This is a genomic window from Bacillus sp. MM2020_4, from assembly GCF_011250555.1.
Lineage (GTDB): Bacteria > Bacillota > Bacilli > Bacillales > Cytobacillaceae > Neobacillus.
Map to the genome: position 1 here is coordinate 37,029 of NZ_JAANMZ010000028.1, position 21,836 is coordinate 58,864.

22 protein-coding genes and 1 rRNA gene are annotated in these 21,836 nt (G+C 41.0%); all 23 read left to right on the forward strand.

From position 1 onward, the window contains the following. Window positions 1-3 precede the first annotated feature (3 nt). Complete coding sequence (gene yabN, locus G6554_RS16730; protein WP_166243878.1) at window positions 4-1,479, forward strand: bifunctional methyltransferase/pyrophosphohydrolase YabN; 1,476 nt, start codon at window positions 4-6, stop codon at window positions 1,477-1,479. A 99-nt stretch (window positions 1,480-1,578) separates the two neighbouring features. Beyond that, the gene (locus G6554_RS16735) at window positions 1,579-1,845 is read left to right on the forward strand and encodes an RNA-binding S4 domain-containing protein (protein ID WP_166243880.1); all 267 of its coding nucleotides are present in this window, start codon (window positions 1,579-1,581) and stop codon (window positions 1,843-1,845) included. A gap of 72 nt (window positions 1,846-1,917) precedes the next feature. After that, complete coding sequence (yabP, locus tag G6554_RS16740) at window positions 1,918-2,220, forward strand: sporulation protein YabP (protein ID WP_166243882.1); 303 nt, start codon at window positions 1,918-1,920, stop codon at window positions 2,218-2,220. Then, the gene (yabQ, locus tag G6554_RS16745; RefSeq protein WP_166243884.1) at window positions 2,217-2,849 is read left to right on the forward strand and encodes a spore cortex biosynthesis protein YabQ; all 633 of its coding nucleotides are present in this window, start codon (window positions 2,217-2,219) and stop codon (window positions 2,847-2,849) included. Before yabP ends, yabQ begins: the two co-directional genes overlap by 4 nt. A gap of 13 nt (window positions 2,850-2,862) precedes the next feature. Next, window positions 2,863-3,246 (forward strand): FtsB family cell division protein, encoded by a 384-nt coding sequence (locus tag G6554_RS16750; RefSeq protein WP_166243886.1) that lies wholly within the window; start codon window positions 2,863-2,865, stop codon window positions 3,244-3,246. Window positions 3,247-3,340: 94 nt separating this feature from the next. Then, window positions 3,341-3,772, forward strand: a complete 432-nt coding sequence (locus G6554_RS16755) for a S1 domain-containing RNA-binding protein (RefSeq protein WP_166243888.1) — start codon at window positions 3,341-3,343, stop codon at window positions 3,770-3,772. Window positions 3,773-4,215: 443 nt separating this feature from the next. Beyond that, window positions 4,216-6,684 (forward strand): stage II sporulation protein E, encoded by a 2,469-nt coding sequence (spoIIE, locus tag G6554_RS16760; RefSeq protein WP_166243890.1) that lies wholly within the window; start codon window positions 4,216-4,218, stop codon window positions 6,682-6,684. Between the two features lie 100 nt (window positions 6,685-6,784). After that, window positions 6,785-7,522, forward strand: coding sequence for a vWA domain-containing protein (locus G6554_RS16765; RefSeq protein WP_166243892.1), 738 nt, complete (start codon window positions 6,785-6,787; stop codon window positions 7,520-7,522). After that, the gene (locus G6554_RS16770; protein WP_166243927.1) at window positions 7,491-8,504 is read left to right on the forward strand and encodes a protein kinase domain-containing protein; all 1,014 of its coding nucleotides are present in this window, start codon (window positions 7,491-7,493) and stop codon (window positions 8,502-8,504) included. The genes G6554_RS16765 and G6554_RS16770 overlap by 32 nt, the downstream gene beginning before the upstream one ends. A 174-nt stretch (window positions 8,505-8,678) precedes the next feature. Further along, on the forward strand, window positions 8,679-10,061 hold the full coding sequence (tilS, locus tag G6554_RS16775; protein WP_166243894.1) for a tRNA lysidine(34) synthetase TilS: 1,383 nt from the start codon (window positions 8,679-8,681) through the stop codon (window positions 10,059-10,061). A 33-nt stretch (window positions 10,062-10,094) separates the two neighbouring features. Continuing rightward, window positions 10,095-10,643 carry a hypoxanthine phosphoribosyltransferase gene (hpt, locus tag G6554_RS16780; protein WP_166243896.1) on the forward strand — a complete coding sequence of 183 codons (549 nt, stop codon included), beginning with the start codon at window positions 10,095-10,097 and terminating at the stop codon, window positions 10,641-10,643. A 129-nt stretch (window positions 10,644-10,772) separates the two neighbouring features. Further along, window positions 10,773-12,734 carry an ATP-dependent zinc metalloprotease FtsH gene (ftsH, locus tag G6554_RS16785; RefSeq protein ID WP_166243898.1) on the forward strand — a complete coding sequence of 654 codons (1,962 nt, stop codon included), beginning with the start codon at window positions 10,773-10,775 and terminating at the stop codon, window positions 12,732-12,734. Between the two features lie 109 nt (window positions 12,735-12,843). After that, on the forward strand, window positions 12,844-13,611 hold the full coding sequence (locus G6554_RS16790) for a type III pantothenate kinase (protein ID WP_166243900.1): 768 nt from the start codon (window positions 12,844-12,846) through the stop codon (window positions 13,609-13,611). A 69-nt stretch (window positions 13,612-13,680) separates the two neighbouring features. Further along, complete coding sequence (hslO, locus tag G6554_RS16795; RefSeq protein WP_166243902.1) at window positions 13,681-14,559, forward strand: Hsp33 family molecular chaperone HslO; 879 nt, start codon at window positions 13,681-13,683, stop codon at window positions 14,557-14,559. Window positions 14,560-14,581: 22 nt separating this feature from the next. Continuing rightward, complete coding sequence (locus G6554_RS16800) at window positions 14,582-15,472, forward strand: peptidyl-prolyl cis-trans isomerase (RefSeq protein WP_166243904.1); 891 nt, start codon at window positions 14,582-14,584, stop codon at window positions 15,470-15,472. 141 nt (window positions 15,473-15,613) lie between these two features. After that, window positions 15,614-16,543, forward strand: coding sequence for a cysteine synthase A (gene cysK / locus G6554_RS16805; RefSeq protein WP_166243906.1), 930 nt, complete (start codon window positions 15,614-15,616; stop codon window positions 16,541-16,543). Between the two features lie 106 nt (window positions 16,544-16,649). Beyond that, a complete protein-coding gene (gene folP / locus G6554_RS16810; protein ID WP_166243908.1) occupies window positions 16,650-17,492 on the forward strand; it encodes a dihydropteroate synthase in 843 nt (280 codons plus the stop codon). Then, window positions 17,485-17,844, forward strand: a complete 360-nt coding sequence (gene folB, locus G6554_RS16815; RefSeq protein WP_166243910.1) for a dihydroneopterin aldolase — start codon at window positions 17,485-17,487, stop codon at window positions 17,842-17,844. The genes folP and folB overlap by 8 nt, the downstream gene beginning before the upstream one ends. A 2-nt stretch (window positions 17,845-17,846) precedes the next feature. Beyond that, window positions 17,847-18,374, forward strand: coding sequence for a 2-amino-4-hydroxy-6-hydroxymethyldihydropteridine diphosphokinase (folK, locus tag G6554_RS16820; protein WP_166243912.1), 528 nt, complete (start codon window positions 17,847-17,849; stop codon window positions 18,372-18,374). After that, the gene (locus tag G6554_RS16825) at window positions 18,326-18,532 is read left to right on the forward strand and encodes a helix-turn-helix domain-containing protein (RefSeq protein WP_166243914.1); all 207 of its coding nucleotides are present in this window, start codon (window positions 18,326-18,328) and stop codon (window positions 18,530-18,532) included. Before folK ends, G6554_RS16825 begins: the two co-directional genes overlap by 49 nt. Before the next feature lie 107 nt (window positions 18,533-18,639). Next, window positions 18,640-19,641, forward strand: a complete 1,002-nt coding sequence (dusB, locus tag G6554_RS16830) for a tRNA dihydrouridine synthase DusB (RefSeq protein ID WP_166243916.1) — start codon at window positions 18,640-18,642, stop codon at window positions 19,639-19,641. 191 nt (window positions 19,642-19,832) lie between these two features. Further along, window positions 19,833-21,317, forward strand: a complete 1,485-nt coding sequence (gene lysS, locus G6554_RS16835; RefSeq protein WP_166243918.1) for a lysine--tRNA ligase — start codon at window positions 19,833-19,835, stop codon at window positions 21,315-21,317. A gap of 409 nt (window positions 21,318-21,726) precedes the next feature. Further along, window positions 21,727-21,836 (forward strand): 16S ribosomal RNA (locus G6554_RS16840); the annotation flags it as partial.

The following is a 21,836-nucleotide window of genomic DNA, read 5'->3' on the forward strand; positions in this document are numbered from 1 at the left end:
CAAATGGAAAAAAGAATTGAAATAGTGGGCTTAGGAGCTGGAGACTTGGAGCAGTTGCCAGTTGGTGTTTATAAAAAATTACTTCATGCAGGCGGTGGCTTATTTTTACGAACAAAAGAGCATCCGGTGGTGGCGGATTTAGAAAAGGAAGGGCTGATGTATATTTCCTTTGATACTGTTTACGTGAAACACGAACAGTTTGAGGCGGTTTATGAGGAAATTGCCCAGACACTGTTGCAAAAGGCAAAAAGTGAGGCGATTATTTATGCTGTTCCGGGACACCCGCTTGTGGCCGAGCGTACGGTACAACTTCTTTTGGAGTATGCGCCAAAAGAAGGGGTTGAGGTAATCATTGGCGGAGGGCAAAGTTTTATTGATCCACTATTCTCTGCCTTAAAAATAGACCCTATTGAGGGGTTCCAACTACTGGACGGGACGTCGCTTCTGTCAAGCCAGCTGCAAATCGAGCAGCATATCTTTATTAGCCAGGTGTACGATCAATTTGTGGCATCCAACGTAAAGTTAACCTTAATGGAAAAGTTACCTGATGATTACGAGATCTATATTGTAACAGCAGCCGGAAGTAATCAAGAGGTCATCGAAAAAGTACCATTGTATGAGTTGGATCGGAATGTCTCGATTAACAACCTAACCACTGTTTATATCCCGCCGGTTAAGGAAGAACAAATCCTATTGAAGAATTTCTCTAAGTTAAGGGAGATTATTTCTGTTTTGCGAGGACCAAATGGCTGTCCGTGGGATAAGGAACAAACACATGAATCATTAAAGAAATATTTAATAGAAGAAACCTATGAGGTTATCGAGGCTATTAATGACGGCGATATTGACCATTTAATAGAAGAACTAGGGGATGTGCTGCTGCAGGTGATGCTCCATGCACAAATTGGCGAGGATGATGGCTATTTTTCCATTGATGACATTATTGAGGTATTGTCAGCGAAAATGATCCGCCGCCATCCGCATGTGTTTGGTACAGGGAAGGCAGAAAGTGCGGAAGAAGTAGTGCAGAACTGGCAGGAAATAAAGCAACAGGAAAAGGGCGGAGTGGAACCAACTACATCCATGCTTGCGGGTGTCTCAAAAGTACAGCCCAATTTACTACGGGCGTATGAGCTGCAAAAGTTAGCGGCAAAGGTTGGCTTTGATTGGCAGGAAATTACCCCTGCCTTGGCGAAAGTGAAAGAAGAGCTCGATGAATTTGTGGCAGAATTAGACGGTACGGCGGAAGGTCTACTGCTTGCTAAAAAGGAATTTGGAGATTTGGTATTTGCCTTTGTCAATGTCGCCAGGTTTTTAAAGATTCATCCGGAGGAAGCCTTATTTGAAACAAACGAAAAGTTTATCCGTAGGTTTCAATACGTGGAGGAAAGCGTAAAGAGAAGTGGCAGATCGTTTGAGGAGCATACACTTGAGGAGCTTGACCACTATTGGGACAAGGCAAAGGGTAAAGGATTATAAGAAAAGCGCAAACGCCCTGTTCAGCGGGCGTTAGAGCTGGGCATTTCTCAAAGCCCCATGATATACATTCTGATACTGTAAAATAGGAGGATTGGCAATATGCGTTTAGATAAGTTTTTAAAAGTATCAAGATTAATTAAAAGAAGAACGTTGGCAAAAGAAGTTTCTGACCAAGGTAGAATTGAGGTTAACGGGAAAGAGGCAAAAGCCAGCACAACTGTTAAGGTCGGTGATGAATTAACCATTCGTCTTGGAAATCGCAAGGTGACGGCAAGAATAGATCGGATTCAGGAAACATCACGCAAAGATGAAGCGGCGGAGATGTATACGATTTTAACTGAAGAGAGACTTGGCTCAAACGACTAAAGCTGTTCTATTTTTACTGCCCTGCACATACATTTTACCAAAGGTTGTACAAATGATTGTGGGGGATGTAGAGTGAGCCAATATTATGATAACCAGCCGACGAAGAGTAGTGTGCCGGATCATGATGTCATTATGAGAGGAAGAAAGCTTCTCGATATTACCGGTGTCAAGCAAGTAGAAAGCTTTGATAATGAAGAATTTTTATTGGAAACGTCAATGGGGTTCTTAGCGATAAAGGGACAAAACTTAACAATGAAAAACCTTGATGTTGAAAAAGGGATTGTCTCCATTAAAGGTAAGATATTTGATTTAGTCTACTTAGATGAGCAGCATGGGGAGAAAGCTAAAGGTTTCTTTAGCAAGTTATTTCGATGACCCTTTCGACGCAATTTTTAACAATGCTTTCAATGGTTGGCATGGGGTCGTTATTTGGCGCTATGTTTGATACGTACCAGCGGTTTTTAAAACGACCAAAACAACGAGCTTGGATTGTTTTCCTTAATGATATCTTATTTTGGATCATTCAGGCTTTGATTGTTTTTTATACGTTATTCTTAGTGAATAATGGGGAATTGCGATTTTATATCTTTATTGCCCTTGTTTGCGGGTTTGCGGCCTACCAGAGCTTGTTTAAAGGGTTTTATCTACGTTTATTAGAGATCGTGATTCAAACAGTTATCTCCATCGTGACGTTTTTGAAGAAAACCTTCCAGCTCTTGATCTATAAACCTGTCGTGGGTCTTATTCAACTTGTGATTACGATCATTCTTGCACTTGGCAGGGGACTATTAACCCTTGTCAAATTTGTTTTTAAGCTTGTATTATTGGTATTGAAGATCATTTATGTGCCATTAAAAACAATTGTGTCATTATTTTGGAAATTTATGCCGAAAGGTATTAAAAATTCCGTCGAGAAGTTATATAATAAAACGGCAGGAATTTTTGAAAAAATAAGGAATTATAGTAGTAAGTGGATAGATAAATGGAAAAGTAGAAAAGAGTGAGGAGGGAAGGGAAGTGGGCGCAGATCGAAAAAAAAATGTGTCAAAAATCCAGACAACCTATGTTGAGCAAAAAGAATATGCTGAAATTGCCTCTGCTAGAAAAAGAAAACTATTACTAAGGCGATTATCCTTATTTTTTGTTTTTGCTAGCTTACTATCGTATCTGATGATTTCCAGCTATATTTCCCAGACCGCAAAACTCCAGGAAAAAGTTGCCCAAAAGAAGAAGTCTGACCATGAACTTTCTGAATTAAAGAAGCAGCAAGAAGTTCTGAAAGAGGACATTATTAAATTGAATGATGATGATTACATTGGGAAGCTGGCTAGAAAAGAGTACTTTTTCTCGGAACCAAATGAAACAATCTTTAACCTTCCTGATGAAAAGAAAGAAAATTGACCCATTGTCGCGTGTTATTGACACTGAATTTTTCTGTTTTGTATAATATAGAGTAATCTTGATTTTTATACTTTTAAGGAGGAACGTTCTTTTTATGTCAATTGAAGTAGGCAGCAAGTTACAAGGAAAGGTAACAGGGATTACAAATTTCGGTGCGTTTGTGGAGCTGCCAGATGGCTCAACAGGACTCGTTCACATTAGTGAGGTTGCTGATAACTATGTGAAGGACATCAATGATCACCTAAAGGTTGGCGATCAGGTTGAGGTAAAAGTCATCAATGTTGAGAAGGACGGAAAAATTGGTTTATCGATTAAAAAGGCAAAGGATAGACCCGAACCTGAAAGAAGACAACATTCACATTCGCAACGTCCTCGTCAAGGCCGGTCAAACGATCGTAACAACAACAAAGGGGAAACCTTCGAGTCAAAGATGTCAAAGTTCCTAAAAGACAGTGAGGATCGTTTATCTTCCCTGAAGCGGCACACGGAATCCAAGCGTGGAGGAAGAGGAGCTAAGCGGGGGTAGCTTGCTGCTGTTTAATTGAATAATGCAGGTTTTCACCTTACAGATATAGTAAAAGACAAGTCAAAAGCGACTTGTCTTTTTTATTGTCAAGGAAATTATAGATTCATACTAGTATGGATAACTTGGAATAGTTATCTGAATCCAGCTCCAGCACCCTAGCGGCTAGTGTCCTTCGCTCTCCGCCCTACGATAAGTCAACATCGAATCGCTGACGCTCTTCGTGTTTCCTTTATCTCAGTTGGAGCGCTCCAGGCCATACGCCGCTGACCAGGGCGCTTGCGCTTTTTGTATTATTCCTTTATACGACATGATTATGTTGTTTGGGTAATTTTAGTTGAATTGCGTCGAACGATTATTTTATCTTGTTCACTATTTTGACAAACTTTTAAGTCTATTAATTTTATAATAGTGGGCAACGATGAAAGTATAGGGAGAGTGATTTAATGGAAAAGACAAACGTGAGTTTTATAGAGCCGGTCGGAGAAGTCAGCCTTCATTCATCTAAATGGGATCCGGGAAGATTCTTTAGGAAAATTCAATTCGCGCTTGAATCCTTTTTTATCAAAAAGGGTTATCTCTTATTATTAGTGGGATTTTTGCTTGGACGAGCCTTAATTTTGGCGAAGCTCACCCCGTTCAGTCTTCCTTTCTTTGCTTCTGTTTATTTAATTAAAAGAGATCGGGCACCGCTTGCCCTGATTGGACTGATTGTGGGGGCCGCAACGGTTTCATTATCCAATGCCGCTTTCACCTTCAGCGTCACCATTGTCTTTTTGATTATATTTCGCATCAGTCAAAAGTGGCTGACAAATGAAATGCGATCACTGCCTTTTTTTGTCGGCATTATTCTTGGAGTAGGGAAATTTGCCGAAGCCTTCATTATAACGAAACAATTAACGCTATATGATGTCATGATGGTGGGTGTGCAGGCAAGCCTTGCGTTTATCTTAACACTTATTTTTTTACAGAGTATTCCGTTGTTAACTTTGAATAAACGCCGGCAATTGTTAAAAACGGAAGAAATCGTTTGCTTGATCATCATGCTGGCCTCCATTTTATCCGGAACAATTGGCTGGAAGGTGTACGATATGTCGGTTGAACATATCATGTCGAGATATTTAGTTTTGGTCTTTTCGTTTATTGCCGGCGCAACCGTTGGCTCTACTGTTGGTGTCGTGACGGGCTTAATATTTAGTCTCGCAAGTGTATCAAGCTTCTATCATATGAGTCTTTTAGCCTTTTCGGGTGTGCTAGGAGGCTTGTTGAAGGAAGGGAAAAAAATAGGTGTCTCCATCGGCTTATTTATTGCTACCCTGCTCATCGGAATGTATGGTGAGGGCGGCAGTTCTATCCTAAAGACGGTTATGGAATCCAGTGCCGCTGTTCTTTTATTCCTCTTAACACCACAAGCGTTTACTTCAAGATTAGCAAAATATATCCCTGGGACACCGGAATACACAGCAGAGCAACAAAAGTATATGCGTAAAATGCGCGATGTGACTGCACAACGGGTTTCACAGTTTTCAGGTGTCTTCCATGCCCTTTCACAGAGTTTCTCACAAATGGAAATATTGTCAGAGGATGATGAACAGGACAGAGAAATGGATTTCTTCATGAGCAATGTCACGGAAAAGACATGCCAGACATGCTTTAAAAAAGAACAATGCTGGGCAAAGAATTTTAATACAACCTATGCTTATATGGAGGAAATTATTCACGAAATGGATCAAAACGCGGGGAATGTTTCTCCGAGGCTGTCAAGGGAATGGGAAAAGCATTGCTCCCGTTCCAAGAAGGTCTATGAAACCATCGGCCAAGAATTAACCTTTTTTCAGGCCAATTTAAAATTAAAAAAACAAGTACGGGAAAGCCGCAAACTGGTGGCTGACCAATTACTTGGTGTTTCTGAAGTAATGGAAAACTTCGCAAAGGAAATTCAACGGGAAAGGGAAAATCATCATAAGCAAGAAGAACAAATCATGGAGGCGATTCAAGAGTTTGGGATCCATATCGAACAGGTTGAGATCTACAGTCTTGAACAAGGGAATATTGATATTGAAATGGCAGTCCCATTTTGTAATGGCCATGGAGAGTGTGAAAAACTGATTGCACCGATGTTGTCCGATATTCTTGGTGAAACGATTATCGTAAACAAGGAGGAGTGTGCGACAAACCCTAGCGGCTTCTGTCATGTCACCTTTAGATCGTCGAAGGCCTTTACAGTGGAAACAGGGGTAGCCCATGCCGCTAAGGATGGCGGGTTAATATCAGGTGATAGTTATTCCACCATTGAGCTGGGGCTTGGAAAGTATGCCATTGCCATTAGTGATGGCATGGGCAACGGGGAGAGAGCTCATTATGAAAGTAATGAAACCCTGCAGCTTTTGCAAAAAATCCTCCAATCCGGGATTGAAGAAAAGACAGCAATTAAATCGATTAATTCGATTCTATCATTGCGGACAACCGACGAGGTTTTTTCTACGTTAGATTTGGCAATGATCGATTTGAAAAATGCTTCAGCGAAATTTTTGAAGATTGGCTCCACACCTAGTTTTATCAAAAGGGGAAATAAAGTTATTAAAATCCAAGCGAGCAATTTGCCAATAGGGATCCTACAGGAATTTGAGGTTGATGTCGTTAGCGAACAATTAAAAGCAGGTGATTTATTAATCATGATGAGCGACGGGGTATTCGAGGGTCCGAAACATGTAGAAAATTATGATCTATGGATGAAACGAAAAGTACAGGAATTGGAGACAGATGATCCGCAAGCGGTAGCTGATTTAATTATGGAGGATGTAATCAGGTCAAGATCGGGATTAATAGAAGATGATATGACGGTGACGGTGGCAAGAATCAAACATAATACACCGAAATGGGCATCGATTCCCGTTTATAAAAAACAAGCCTAAGTCTAATCGATTATTTTACTCTCTCCTCGATTAAAATATGTATAAATCACCCTGTTCCCGTCGAAAATGGTACAAATACGTTTCGTGGAGGGAGAAGGTTATGTATACAGGGAAGATCCGGCAAATATTATTGATTACCGATGGTTGCTCGAACCAAGGAGAAGATCCGATTGCCATGGCGGCACTCGCGAAGGAACAAGGAATAACTGTGAATGTAATCGGTGTCATCGAAAAGGATGTGATTGATGAAAAGGGAATGACTGAAATCGATGGCATTGCGATGTCAGGCGGTGGTGTCAGTCAGATTGTTTATGCTGAGGCACTTTCTCAAACCGTGCAAATGGTCACCCGTAAAGCGATGAACCAAACCATTCAAGGTGTGGTGAATTCCCAATTACAACAAATATTAGGTCGCTCGCAAACGATGGAGGACTTGCCGCCAGATAAACGCGGCGAGGTTATGGAGGTTGTTGATGAATTAGGAGAAACTGTCGAATTGGAAGTGTTGATTCTTGTCGATACAAGCGCAAGCATGAAACAAAAGCTGCCAACCGTAAAAGAGGCACTTCTCGACCTGTCCCTAAGCCTGAATGCTCGAACAGGCGAAAATCAATTTTCCGTTTATGTATTTCCCGGGAAAAAGAATGATGTCGAAAAATTGCTGGATTGGACACCGAAGCTGCAAGTTTTGACGAGTGTATTTTCCCAACTGTCAACAGGAGGGATTACACCGACTGGCCCGGCATTACGGACGGCGTTAACCGCCTTCAATCAAAAACAATCACTAAGGAGCCTGCTTTCACGTGATGATGAATCATACTTTGAAGAATCAATGTAAGGTTAGTCCGGGAACCATCATTTCTGGGAAATGGCATTCACAAAACTATACCATTATAAAAGAGTTAGGATTTGGTGCAAACGGGGTGGTCTACCTTGCAAAACACAAAGACACTCGTGTAGCCTTAAAAATGAGTGATAACGGTATGTCCATCACCTCTGAGGTGAATGTGTTGAAATCCTTTGCAAAGGTCCAGGGGCCCGGAGCCCTCGGGCCTTCTTTACTTGATGTTGATGATTGGTTATCACCTCGCGGCCGAGTATCCTTTTACGTCATGGAATATATTCAAGGCCCTGACTTCCTCTCCTTTTTGCAGGAGAAAGGGAAATCGTGGACAAGTGTGTTATTTTTGCAGCTGCTTAATGATTTGGATCAGCTTCATGAAAATGGCTGGGTATTTGGTGATTTAAAACCAGAGAATCTAATTGTTACCGGACCGCCCCCGAAAATAAGATGTATAGATGTGGGAGGCACGACTATTCGAGGTAGAGCAATTAAGGAATTCACGGAGTTTTATGACCGGGGGTATTGGGGGTTAGGCTCTAGAAAAGCAGAGCCATCCTATGATTTATTTGCCGTTGCAATGATCATGATTAACACTGCCTATCCAAAACGATTGACTAAAACAACTGGGGGTATTTCTCAGCTCCGAGAGGCAGTAAGGCAAAAGCCGGAACTATTGAAGTTTGAAAACGTAATCGTAAAAGCGTTGCAAGGGCATTACAAAAGTGCTAAGCAAATGCGGGCTGATTTATTTGACAGTCTAGTGGAGCAAAACGCTCCTGCTCCCCCGTTGCGTACACCTGCAGCCGCTAGGCATACTTCAGCCCAAACACTAAGGAATACTACCCAGGGCAGTCAAGCGCCTTCAAGGCGTGCCTATCGACGAAAAAAGAAAAAAAGCGGATGGCTGGAGTTTTTATTTATAGTCGTTGTCCTGGGCATTTTATATGCATGGTATACATTTAATAATTTACCTTAATATTTGAAACCAATTGGTCCTTTGTCCGTAAATAAAGGAGTAACATTTTAGAATGACGTTTCATTCATAAAATGGAAAAATTTCAACTTGGTTTGTAGCACCTATGTTTTGATAGTTAATAATGATTAGTGGTAAGCTATTGTTAAAACTTTGTATTAGAAAGAGTGCGATCATATGTTGGAATCAAAGGTTGAGGCCTTCCTTAACCGCCACTCGTTCAAACTTGAAAACAAAAAGGTCATTGTAGGTGTCTCAGGGGGGCCTGATTCTTTAGCACTGCTTCATTACTTATTGAAGGAAAAGGAAAAAGGAAACCTGTCTATTGTTGTCGCCCATGTAGACCATATGTTTCGTGGAGAGGAATCCTACCAAGATGCCATGTTTGTAAAAAGCTTTTGTGAACTGCATGGGGTTCCTTTTGAAATGGCGCGAATTGATGTGACAAAAATCATGAAGGCAACGGGAAAGAGTTCGCAAATTGCAGCAAGAGAAGTAAGATATGATTTTTACTTAAAAATGATGGAAAAATATGAACACCCCTATTTAGCGTTGGGTCACCATGGTGATGATCAGATGGAGACCATACTTATGCGGCTAACGAGGGGCAGCACTGGGAAGGCAAGAGCCGGAATTCCGTTTTCCCGACCCTTTCATCATGGTACTATTTTCCGCCCTTTCTTATGTGTAACAAAGGTTGAGCTCCAAGATTATTGTAAACAACACCAGCTGACACCGAGGATAGACCCGAGTAATGAGAAAGGCGTTTATAGTAGGAATCGTTTTCGTAAACAAGTTCTGCCTTTTTTAAAAGGAGAAAACAGTCATGCCCATGAGCAATTTCAGCGATTCAGTGAAGAACTGCAGAGTGATGAAGCATTTTTACAGGAATTAACGGTCAAACGGCTGAATTCAGTTCTGGCAAAAAAGGAAGAGGACCATATTACTATTGACATACAAGGGTTTCTTGAAATGCCTTTACCTTTACAAAGGAGAGGGATTCAACTAATATTAAACTATCTTTACAAAGAAAAGCCTGCTTCTCTTTCTGCTATACATATCGATCAAGTATTTTTCTTAATACACCATCATGAACCATCAGTAAAACTGGATTTACCAAATGGAATGAAGGTCATTCGCTCTTATTTACAGTTATCTTTCCAATTTCAGCAAGTGACAGCAGAACCATATGCTTATGAACTACATGAGCCTGGGATGATTAAACTGCCAAATGGTCGAAGTATTAGAATAGACTATATAGAAGGGGAAATACCAGCCGCAAAGGAGAATATAGCCCTTTTTAATGCAGATCTTATTAAGTGGCCCATTTTTATCCGTACGAGGGAAAAAGGCGATCGAATGACAGTAAAGGGAATACAAGGGACGAAAAAGTTAAAGACTATTTTTATTGATCAAAAGGTTCGGGTACAGGATCGAGATAGTTGGCCTGTGGTTACGGATAAAGAAGGTTTTATTATTTGGCTTCCAAATTTAAAAAAATCTTCGATAGAAGGTATAGATTACGCAGCAAAACAATATATACAACTCACATATCATTAGTAATTAGTAATGATCTTCTAGGAGGCACAATTTATGATGAATCAGGATATTGAAAAGGTGTTAGTTTCAGAAGAGGAAATTCAAGAGAAAATAAAGGTGTTAGCGGCAGGGTTAACAGAAGAGTATAAAGATCGCTTTCCGCTTGCTATTGGGGTTTTAAAAGGAGCAATGCCTTTTATGGCTGATTTATTAAAACGGATGGATTGTTATCTTGAAATGGACTTTATGGATGTTTCTAGCTATGGAACAGGTTTAGTTTCTTCTGGAGAGGTGAAAATTTTAAAGGATTTAGATACTTCTGTTGAAGGAAGGGACATATTAATAATTGAAGACATTATTGATAGTGGTTTAACTCTTAGTTACTTAGTGGATTTATTCCGTTATCGTAAAGCAAAATCAATTAAGATCGTCACTTTACTTGATAAGCCAACCGGCAGAAAAAGTGCGATCAAGGCAGATTATGTAGGATTTATTGTTCCAGATGAATTTGTTGTCGGTTATGGGTTGGATTATATTGAAAAATATCGCAACCTTCCATATATTGGTGTGCTAAAACCGGAAGTTTATAGCAATAATCTATAATTATATTCCTGCCTAAGAAGGCCTTCATTTTGGTTTTTTACCCCTTGCTAATGAGAGCTATTCCTTGAATTAGTAAGTTTTTCTATGATACTATTTATTATAGTTTTTACCCGCGGGAGGAGGTAAGAGATGAATCGGATTTTCCGTAATACCATCTTTTATTTATTGATATTTTTAGTCATTATTGGCGTGGTTAGTTTCTTTAATGGAAGCAATGAGCCTACAGATCATATTTCATATGATACGTTTGTGACCCAATTAGAAAAAGGTGAGGTCAAAAAGTTTTCAATGCAGCCTGAACGAGGAGTCTTTGAGGTTCGCGGTGAGCTAGAAGCAAAGGATAAAAAGTTCATCACCTATGTTCCAAACAGCGAAAAGATTCTTGATCGTATTGATAAGGCAGCAGATACAAAAGTGGAGGTAATGCCAGCAAAAGAAACTAGTGGCTGGGTAACCTTCTTTACTTCGATCATTCCGTTTGTGATCATCTTTATCTTATTTTTCTTCTTATTAAACCAAGCGCAAGGCGGCGGCAGCCGTGTCATGAACTTTGGTAAATCGAAGGCGAAGCTTTATAATGATGATAAGAAAAAGGTTCGTTTTAGAGATGTAGCGGGTGCTGATGAGGAAAAGGCTGAATTAGTTGAGGTTGTTGAGTTTTTAAAAGATCCGCGTAAATTTGCTGAACTTGGGGCCCGTATTCCCAAAGGTGTTTTGCTTGTAGGACCTCCAGGAACCGGTAAAACATTGTTAGCGCGAGCAACTGCCGGTGAAGCAGGCGTACCGTTCTTCTCCATTAGTGGTTCGGATTTTGTTGAAATGTTTGTCGGGGTCGGTGCCTCCCGTGTTCGTGACTTATTTGAAAATGCTAAGAAAAATGCTCCTTGTATCATTTTTATCGATGAAATTGATGCGGTTGGACGCCAGCGTGGTGCCGGTTTAGGCGGTGGACACGATGAGCGTGAGCAAACCTTGAATCAATTGCTCGTTGAAATGGATGGCTTTGGTGCAAATGAGGGAATTATTATCATTGCGGCAACAAACCGTGCTGATATTCTTGATCCTGCATTATTACGTCCGGGACGTTTTGATCGTCAAATTACCGTTGACCGCCCAGATGTAGTTGGACGTGAGGCTGTACTAAAAGTTCATGCACGCAATAAACCATTAGATGAGTCAGTAAACTTGAAAAACATAGCGATGCGTACACCTGGTTTTTCTGGTGCGGATTTAGAAAACTTATTGAATGAAGCGGCGCTGGTAGCGGCGAGAAGCAGTAAGAAGAAAATCGATATGGAAGATATTGATGAAGCGACAGACCGTGTTATTGCCGGTCCTGCCAAGAAGAGCAGAGTTATTTCCGAGAAGGAACGCAGAATTGTTGCTTTCCACGAGGGTGGCCATACGGTGATTGGCTTAGTACTTGATGAAGCTGATATGGTTCATAAAGTTACCATCGTTCCACGTGGTCAAGCTGGTGGTTATGCGGTCATGCTTCCTAGGGAAGACCGTTACTTTATGACAAAGCCGGAATTGCTTGATAAAATTGTTGGCTTGTTAGGCGGCCGTGTCGCCGAGGAAATCGTATTTGGCGAAGTAAGTACGGGTGCACATAACGACTTCCAACGTGCTACAGGCATTGCTCGTAAAATGGTAACAGAATACGGGATGAGTGATAAGCTTGGACCGTTACAGTTCGGTCAACCGCAAGGCGGTCAAGTTTTCTTAGGCCGTGACCTTCATAATGAGCAAAATTACTCTGATGCAATTGCCTATGAAATTGACTTGGAAATTCAAACCATTATTAAAGAATGTTACGAGAGAGCTAGAAAAATCCTTACTGAAAATCGCGATAAGTTAAATTTAATTGCGACTACACTTCTTGAGGTTGAAACGCTCGTTGCGGAACAAATCAAATATTTGGTTGAGCATGGTCATATGCCGGATCCAGCGGTTCACTTAGATGCTGTGAAGATCGGACCGAAAAAATCAGATGATGTGAAGGTAAACATCAATACCAAGAAGGATGAAGGCGAGAAAAAGGAAGAATCCTTTTTAGATAAACCTTCGGATGAGATTGATTACAAATAATTTAACTAGGGCGCTTCCTATGAAGCGCTCTTTTTTTTTTACACAAATACTATTTATGGTATGATGTTGGGAAGTAAAAAAAGAAAAATTGATAAAGCGAGTGATAGATTTGATTTTCGTATTTGATGTAGGGAATACAAATGTTGTCTTAGGTGTTTATCAGGAGGATGAACTTAAGTATCATTGGCGGATTGAAACAAATCGGAATCGTACAGAAGATGAATTTGGGATGAATATCAAAGCATTATTTGATCATTCAGGATTGTCCTTTTCAGATATTGATGGAATTATCATTTCCTCAGTTGTTCCGCCCATCATGTTTGCTTTGGAGAGAATGTGTCAAAAATACTTTCATCTTAAGCCGCTTGTTGTTGGACCAGGGATAAAAACAGGACTCAATATTAAATATGAAAATCCCAGAGAAGTGGGGGCTGACCGAATTGTTAATGCTGTTGCGGCCATCCATGAGTACGGAAGTCCTCTGATTATTGTTGATTTTGGAACAGCAACTACTTATTGTTATGTGAATGAGGAACGCCAATATATGGGGGGGGCAATTGCTCCGGGGGTTGGGATCTCCACAGAGGCACTTTATTCACGGGCGGCGAAATTACCGCGAATAGAAATTGCCCGCCCAGAAGGGGTCATCGGTAAAAATACTGTTGCTGCGATGCAAGCGGGCATTGTCTACGGATATGTGGGACAAGTGGAGGGCATTGTCAAACGGATGACGGAGCAAAGCGGGAAGAAACCAACCGTGATTGCGACAGGCGGCCTTGCCCCATTAATTGCTAAGGAATCAACCGTAATCGATGTAGTTGATCCATATTTAACATTAAAAGGTCTGCAGCTTATCTATAAGCGAAATATGGGATAACATAATTAGAAAAGCGGCCTCTAGGCGCTGCAGCTAGACGATTTGAAACAGCAAGAAGGGAGTTTTACAATGAAGGATTATTTAGTTAAGGCACTTGCCTATGATGGAAATGTACGCGCATATGCCGTTCGCACGACTGAGACGGTTAGTGAGGCGCAGCGGCGTCACCAAACATGGCGGACTGCATCGGCAGCGCTTGGCCGCACGATGACCGCAGGGCTCATGATGGGCGCGATGCTTAAAGGTGAAGATAAACTGACGATAAAAATTAATGGAGGAGGCCCGATTGGTCCCATTGTGGTTGATAGTAATGCCAAAGGTGAGGTTCGAGGGTATGTGACCAATCCTGAGGTTGACTTTGAATCGACAGAGAATGGTAAGCTTGATGTCCGCCGCGCGGTCGGTACAGACGGGATGCTTGCAGTTGTGAAGGACATCGGGTTGCGTGACTTTTTTTCCGGCCAGGTTCCACTTGTATCCGGTGAATTAGGTGAGGACTTTACCTATTATTTCGCAACATCTGAGCAGGTACCTTCTTCGGTTGGAGTTGGTGTTTTGGTTAACCCGGATGACTCCATTTTGGCTGCAGGCGGGTTTATTTTTCAATTAATGCCAGGGACGCCAGAGTCAATTATTGAAAAACTCGAAGAACGGTTAAAAACAATTGAGCCGATTTCTGTTTTAATTGAACGAGGTTTGACACCTGAGCAGATTTTAGAAGAATTATTTGGAAAAGAACAAGTAAAGGTGTTAGAAACAATGGAGGTAAGTTTCCAATGCAATTGCTCTAAAGAGCGTTTTGCAAATGCCATTGTAGGGCTAGGTGCAGCTGAAATTAATGCTATGATTGAAGAAGATGGACAGGCCGAGGCCCACTGCCATTTTTGCAATGAAAAATATCTATTTACTAAGGAAGAACTAGAGGAACTTAAAAAAGAAGCTAAATAACTGTTATCGTGAGGGGAAAAGCTTGGGAAAGAAGCAGCTTTGGATGGTTATTGCAGGCCTCATTATGCTTAATTGCTTAACGGTGGCCTTTTTCCTCACCAGGGCAAATGAGGTCGGCGGTGCGGCAAGTAATGATGAGACAGTGGCAACCGTGGGGAAAAAATCAATTTCAAGACAAGAATGGCTGAATGAACTGGAAGCGAGATATGGAAAAGACGTTTTAAAGGAAATGATTGATCATAAGGTCGTGGTGGAAATGGCGGCGACTTACAAAATAAAAGTATCTGATCAAGATGTTGAGCGGGAATTTAGCATGCTGCAGTCCACTAATAATTCTTTCGGGTCTAAAAACATTCAAAATGAAAAGAAGTGGAAAGAACAAATTCGAAACACGCTCCTTTTAGAAGAACTGTTAACAAAGGACGTAAAGGTTTCGGAGAAAGAATTAAAAGGCTATTATGATAAAAATAAAACCCTATTTAATGTTCCGGATGCCTATCATTTATCACAAATAATCGTGAAAACAAAGAAGGAAGCTGTAAAGGCCGCAAAAGAACTGGCAAATGGGTCAAGCTTTTCCGCATTAGCAATGGAACGGTCCATTGAGGAGTTTTCCGCAAATGAAGGCGGCGATATCGGTTATATTAGCGGTGATGATGAGCGGTATCCGCGTTCCTATATAGAAACGGCTAAAAAGCTAAAGAAAGGTGCGTACAGTAAACCGCTGAAGGTTAAGGAAGGGTATGCACTTGTAAGGCTTGAAGGAAAATTGAAGGGAAAAAAATATACGTATAATGATGTGAAAGAACAAATTCGCAGGCAAATTGCCCTAGAGCAGATGAAATCGCCGGCTACAGCAGCACCCTTTTGGGATGAGGCAAAGGTGGAATGGTTTTACGGCAGTGATAAATAGTCAAATTAAAACACAGGATCATACCTGTGTTTTAATTTACGAAAAATTTTGAAAAACCCCGTGTAAAACGGTTGACAAAACCAGTATAAAACTGGTAAATTCTATATATCCAATAAAAATACTCGGAATAGGGGTGCCATTATGGTTCGTGTAGCAAATTCAGTTTCCGAATTAGTCGGCCAAACACCGATTGTGAAGTTAAACAGATTAGTTGATGAAAATAGTGCAGATGTCTATTTGAAGCTTGAATATTTTAATCCTGGCAGCAGCGTAAAGGATCGGATTGCCTTAGCGATGATCGAAGCAGCGGAGGAAAAGGGACTAATTAAGCCAGGTGTCGATACGATTATTGAGCCGACAAGCGGTAATACAGGAATTGGACTCGCGATGATTGCCGCAGCGAAGGGGTATAAAGCAGTCTTTGTTATGCCTGAGACGATGAGTTTGGAAAGAAGAAACCTGCTTAAAGCATATGGAGCAGAGCTTGTGCTAACACCAGGTCCTGAGGGGATGAAAGGTGCAATTGCAAAGGCAGAAGAGCTTGTGAAAGAGCATGGATATTATTTGCCGCAGCAATTTGAAAACGAGGCCAATCCAGAGGTTCATAGGAGAACGACAGGCAGGGAAATTGCGGAGCAAATGGATACGCTTGATGCATTTGTTTCAGGGATTGGAACTGGCGGAACCATTTCCGGTGCTGGTAGTCTCTTACGTGAAAAGTTCCCGGAAGTGAAGATTTATGCAGTAGAGCCAAAGGATTCAGCGATCCTTTCAGGCGGCAAACCTGGTCCACATAAGCTGCAAGGACTTGGTGCAGGATTTATTCCGGGTACATTAGATACAAGTATTTATGATGAAGTGATTCAAATTACGACAGAAGAGGCATTTGAGGCATCTCGCCGTGCGGCAAGGGAAGAGGGTATTCTTGGCGGGATTTCTTCAGGAGCAGCCATTTCCGCAGCCTTAAAGGTGGCGAGTGAGTTAGGAAAAGGTAAAAAGGTGCTCGCGATTATTCCAGATAACGGAGAACGGTATCTAAGTACTGCACTATACCAATATGATGTTGAATAAGAAACATAGGGGTGTTGGCGAAAGCCGATACCTTATTTTTTTGTAAACCATTCCATTTTTCCTGTATGATAAAAGAAGTGAAAAAATGAGTGTAGGGAGATATGGAATGATAACAGCTCAAGAACAAATTCAGTGCGGCCCATATACCTTGGACTATTCGAAAAAAACCATGGTTATGGGAATATTAAATGCCACCCCGGATTCCTTTTCGGACGGAGGTAAATTTAATGGAATCGAACGTGCCATTGAACACGCGAAGGAAATGGAAGCGAATGGAGCGGATATCATTGATGTTGGCGGTGAATCCACACGCCCGGGCTTTGCGGCAGTTTCTTTGGAGGAAGAGCTAGAACGGGTAATCCCCGTGATAAAAGCCATTTCTGAACATGTGCAGATTCCTATATCGATTGATACGTATAAAGCAGAGGTGGCAAAGCAGGCTATTGAGGCAGGTGCCCATATCATCAATGATGTATGGGGTGCAAAGGCAGACGAGCAAATGGGAAAAGTGGCGGCTGAATATAGTGTGCCAATTATCTTAATGCATAACCGACGTGACCGAAATTATCAGGTTTTCATGCGAGATGTAATCAATGACCTTTACGAAAGCATCACAATGGTGAAAAATACAGGTGTGAAGGATGAGAAAATTATCCTTGATCCTGGGATTGGCTTTGCAAAGGACTATCAAGAAAACCTGTTGATGATGCAAAACTTAGATAAGCTCGTCATGCTTGGCTATCCTGTACTTTTAGCAACCTCCCGGAAAAGGATGATTGGCGAAGCGTTAGATCTCCCTGTCCATGAAAGACTGGAAGGTACAGGTGCAACGGTATGCTATGGTATTCAAAAGGGATGTCAGCTTGTCAGGGTTCATGATGTGAAGGAAATAAGCCGAATGGCGAAAATGATGGATGCGATGATGGGAAAGGGTGTCAGGATTGGATAAAATCTATGTTAATCGGATGGAGTTTTATGGCTATCATGGTGTTTTCCCGGAGGAAACTAAACTTGGCCAAAGATTTGCTGTTGATTTAGCCGTTTCTGTTGATTTGAAAAAGGCAGGAGAAACGGATGAACTCGAATACTCTGTTAATTACGGTGAACTATATGAAGTTTGCAAAGAGATTATGGAAGGCAAGCCCTATAAATTAGTGGAGGCTGTTGCTGAGAATATGGCTGCAACTCTTTTAAAGCGATTTTCCCTTATATACGATGTTACCGTTAAGGTGATAAAGCCGGATCCGCCAATTCCAGGTCATTACCAGTCTGTGGCAGTAGAAATCACAAGGAGTAGATAAAAGTGGAAAATAGAGCATTTATTGCCCTTGGTTCAAATATCGGAAACCGTTATGATAATATAACGAGTGCGATTAACTGTTTAACAAATCATTCTGAAATTAAACTAGCAAATTATTCCTCTGTTTACGAAACAGATCCTGTCGGTTATGAAGATCAGGATTTATTTTTAAATATGGTAATTGAGATTATGACGGACTTAAGTGCCCTGGAGTTGCTAGAATTTTGCCTTAAGACAGAATTGGAGCTTGGAAGAAAGAGGGAAATAAGGTGGGGTCCAAGGACAATAGACCTTGACATTCTTACCTTTAACCAAGAGAATATTGAAACGGAGAAGCTTACCGTTCCACATCCAAGAATGGTAGAGCGGTCGTTTGTCATGGTACCGCTAGCAGAAATAAACCCCTATCAGAGTATCCCAGGGGTGGATAAACCTCTTAACATATTGTTGAATGAACTACATGATAAAGAAGGAGTCCGAATATGGAAGCGGAAAAATGGGGAAGACGTATTCGAGCCTATCGAAAGCTAAAGGGATATACACAGGAAGGCTTTTCGAGGGAATTAGGTGTATCGGTATCAATTTTGGGAGAGATTGAAAGAGGGAATCGTCTGCCGGCAGGCGATTTACTTGAGAGAATCGCGCACTCCTTGAGAATAAGTATAGAAGATTTAAAGCCAAAAGAATAAAGAAACGTGCAAGTGCCCAGGTCAGCGGCGAATGGCCTAGAGTGGGCACTAAAAAGTGCAGGTCCCGATGGATTACCCGGGTGCTGGATTAGGAGGAAGATAGTTGGATGTTGAAAATTGGTAATATCGAAATAAAGAATCCAGTTGTCCTGGCACCGATGGCAGGAGTCTGTAACTCTGCATTTCGCCTTACGGTAAAAGAGTTTGGCGCAGGTCTAGTTTGTGCTGAAATGGTCAGTGATAAAGGTATTGTTCTTAAAAATGAAAAAACAATGAATATGCTCTATATCGATGAACAGGAAAAACCGTTAAGTTTGCAAATTTTTGGCGGTGAAAAAGAAACATTGGTGGAAGCGGCTAAATTTGTCGATCAAAATACCAATGCCGATATCATTGATATCAATATGGGCTGCCCGGTACCGAAAATCACCAAATGTGATGCTGGAGCCAAATGGCTGCTAGATCCAAATAAAATCTACGAAATGGTCTCAGCGGTTGTTGCGGAGGTTGAAAAGCCTGTAACGGTCAAAATGCGGATGGGCTGGGATGAAGACCATATTTTTGCTATAAAAAATGCCCAGGCTGTTGAACGTGCGGGCGGAAAAGCAGTTGCTCTACATGGCCGTACCCGTGTGCAAATGTATGAAGGAAAGGCTGATTGGGATATTATTCGTGAAGTGAAGCAGTCCATTACCATTCCTTTGATTGGTAACGGGGATGTACAGACACCGCAGGATGCGAAGAGAATGCTGGATGAAACAGGTGTTGATGGGGTTATGATTGGCAGAGCTGCTTTAGGGAACCCGTGGATGATATACCGTACGGTGCAATATTTAGAAACCGGGAAGTTAATGGCAGAGCCGTCTGTTCGTGAAAAAATGGATGTTTGTATCCTTCATCTTGATCGTTTGATTGCTTTGAAAAGTGAGTACATCGCCGTCCGTGAGATGCGTAAGCATGCGGCATGGTATTTAAAAGGTGTTCGCGGCAATGGACGGGTCCGAAATGCAATTAATGAATGTCAGACGAGAGAAGATCTCGTTACATTGTTAACTGGATTGGCTGTAGAGGCTGAGGAAATGGAACAAAACGAAGCAATTGTTGGCTAGTTTGACTTTCCCAGGTTCATTTTCTATAATTACGTTGTTATTAAGTGCTGCCAGTAGAATAACTGGCAGTTTTTATTCTATATAAATACTTTTTTGATGTCTGAACTGTCAAGTTTGTGTAAAATAATAAAGTATGTAAAAAAATCGGTGAGTATTTACATAAAAACAAGAGCAATGGAGTTGAATTAGTCATGAGTCAGGAAGAATTAAATGATCAATTGTTGGTCAGGCGTGAAAAAATGAACAGCATGCGTGAAAATGGATTAGATCCTTTTGGTACAAGATTCAATCGCACTCATTCTTCAAAGGAATTATTCGAACAGTATGGTGAATTGGAAAATGAAGAATTAGAGGAAAAAAATATTGCTGTCTCAATTGCGGGCCGCATTATGACCAAGCGTGGAAAGGGAAAAGCTGGTTTTGCCCATATCCAAGACTTATCAGGACAAATTCAAGTCTACGTGAGAAAAGATGCCATAGGGGATGAGCAATATAATATTTTTAATTCTGCAGATCTAGGTGACATTGTTGGGATTGAGGGAACATTATTTAAAACAAAAACGGGTGAGTTCTCGATAAAAGTAGCAAACTTTGTATTTCTAACAAAAGCTCTTCGCCCGCTGCCCGATAAATTTCACGGCTTAAAGGATGTTGAACAGCGCTACCGTCAACGTTATTTAGATTTAATCATGAGTCAGGAGAGTAAGGAAACCTTTATAGCTAGAAGCCGCATTATTCAATCGATGCGCCGTTACTTAGATAATCACGGTTATTTAGAAGTGGAAACGCCAATGATGCATTCCATTGCTGGGGGTGCATCAGCACGTCCATTTATTACACATCATAATGCGTTGGATATGCCATTATTTATGCGGATCGCCATCGAGCTCCATTTGAAACGATTGATTGTGGGTGGTCTTGAAAAGGTATATGAAATTGGCCGTGTATTTAGGAATGAGGGTGTATCTACTCGTCATAATCCTGAGTTTACAATGATTGAACTATACGAAGCATATGCAGATTATCGTGATATCATGAGCCTTACTGAAAACTTAGTTGCCCACATCGCGGAAGAAGTAGTGGGAACCACAACCATTCAATATGGTGAGTATGAAGTAGACCTTAAACCGGAATGGAAAAGACTCCATATGGTTGATGCTATTAAGGAATATACCGGTGTTGACTTCTGGAAAGAGATGAATATTGAAGAAGCCCGCATGCTTGCAAAAGAACATGGGGTAGAAATAAATGATCATATGCTTTATGGCCATATTGTTAATGAGTTCTTTGAACAAAAGGTAGAGGAAAAACTTATTCAACCGACCTTTATTTATGGGCATCCAGTAGAAATTTCACCACTTGCTAAGAAAAATGCGGAGGATCCACGTTTCACCGATCGCTTTGAGTTATTTATTGTTGCACGTGAGCATGCAAATGCCTTTACAGAGCTAAATGATCCAATTGATCAAAGAGAGCGTTTTGAAGCTCAGCTGAAAGAACGCGAGCAAGGAAATGATGAAGCCCATATGATGGATGAGGACTTCGTTGAAGCATTAGAATATGGTATGCCACCAACAGGCGGGTTAGGAATCGGCATTGACCGTCTAGTTATGCTGCTAACTAATTCACCATCCATTCGGGACGTGTTGTTATTCCCATTAATGCGTCATCGTTAATTAAGAAAAGCGCAAGGGCCTTGGAGTTAGAAATTCTAAAAGCCGAATATAAATTCTGATACTATTAAAAGGTGCCGGTAATTCCGGCGCTTTTTTTATTATGACTATCATCGAGGAGTTAGAATATTTTTACTTTGACTAATCCGTAAAAAAAGCATAAAAAGCTATTGCACACTATCATTATTGGTGGTATATTAATATCTGTTGCTGCGAGACAGTAACTTAAAGAAAAAAGAAATTAAAAAAGTTATTGACTTTAAGTTAATAACTTGGTAAGATGATTAAGTCGCTTTTGAGCGATTGAGTAATTGTTCTTTGAAAACTAAACAAACAAAAACGTCAACAAACAATATTTTTTAGTTTCAATATATATGAAACTAAGCCAACGTAACAAATGAGCTAATCAACTTTCTTGGAGAGTTTGATCCTGGCTCAGGACGAACGCTGGCGGCGTGCCTAATACATGCAAGTCGAGCGAATCTTTGGGAGCTTGCTCCCATTGGTTAGCGGCGGACGGGT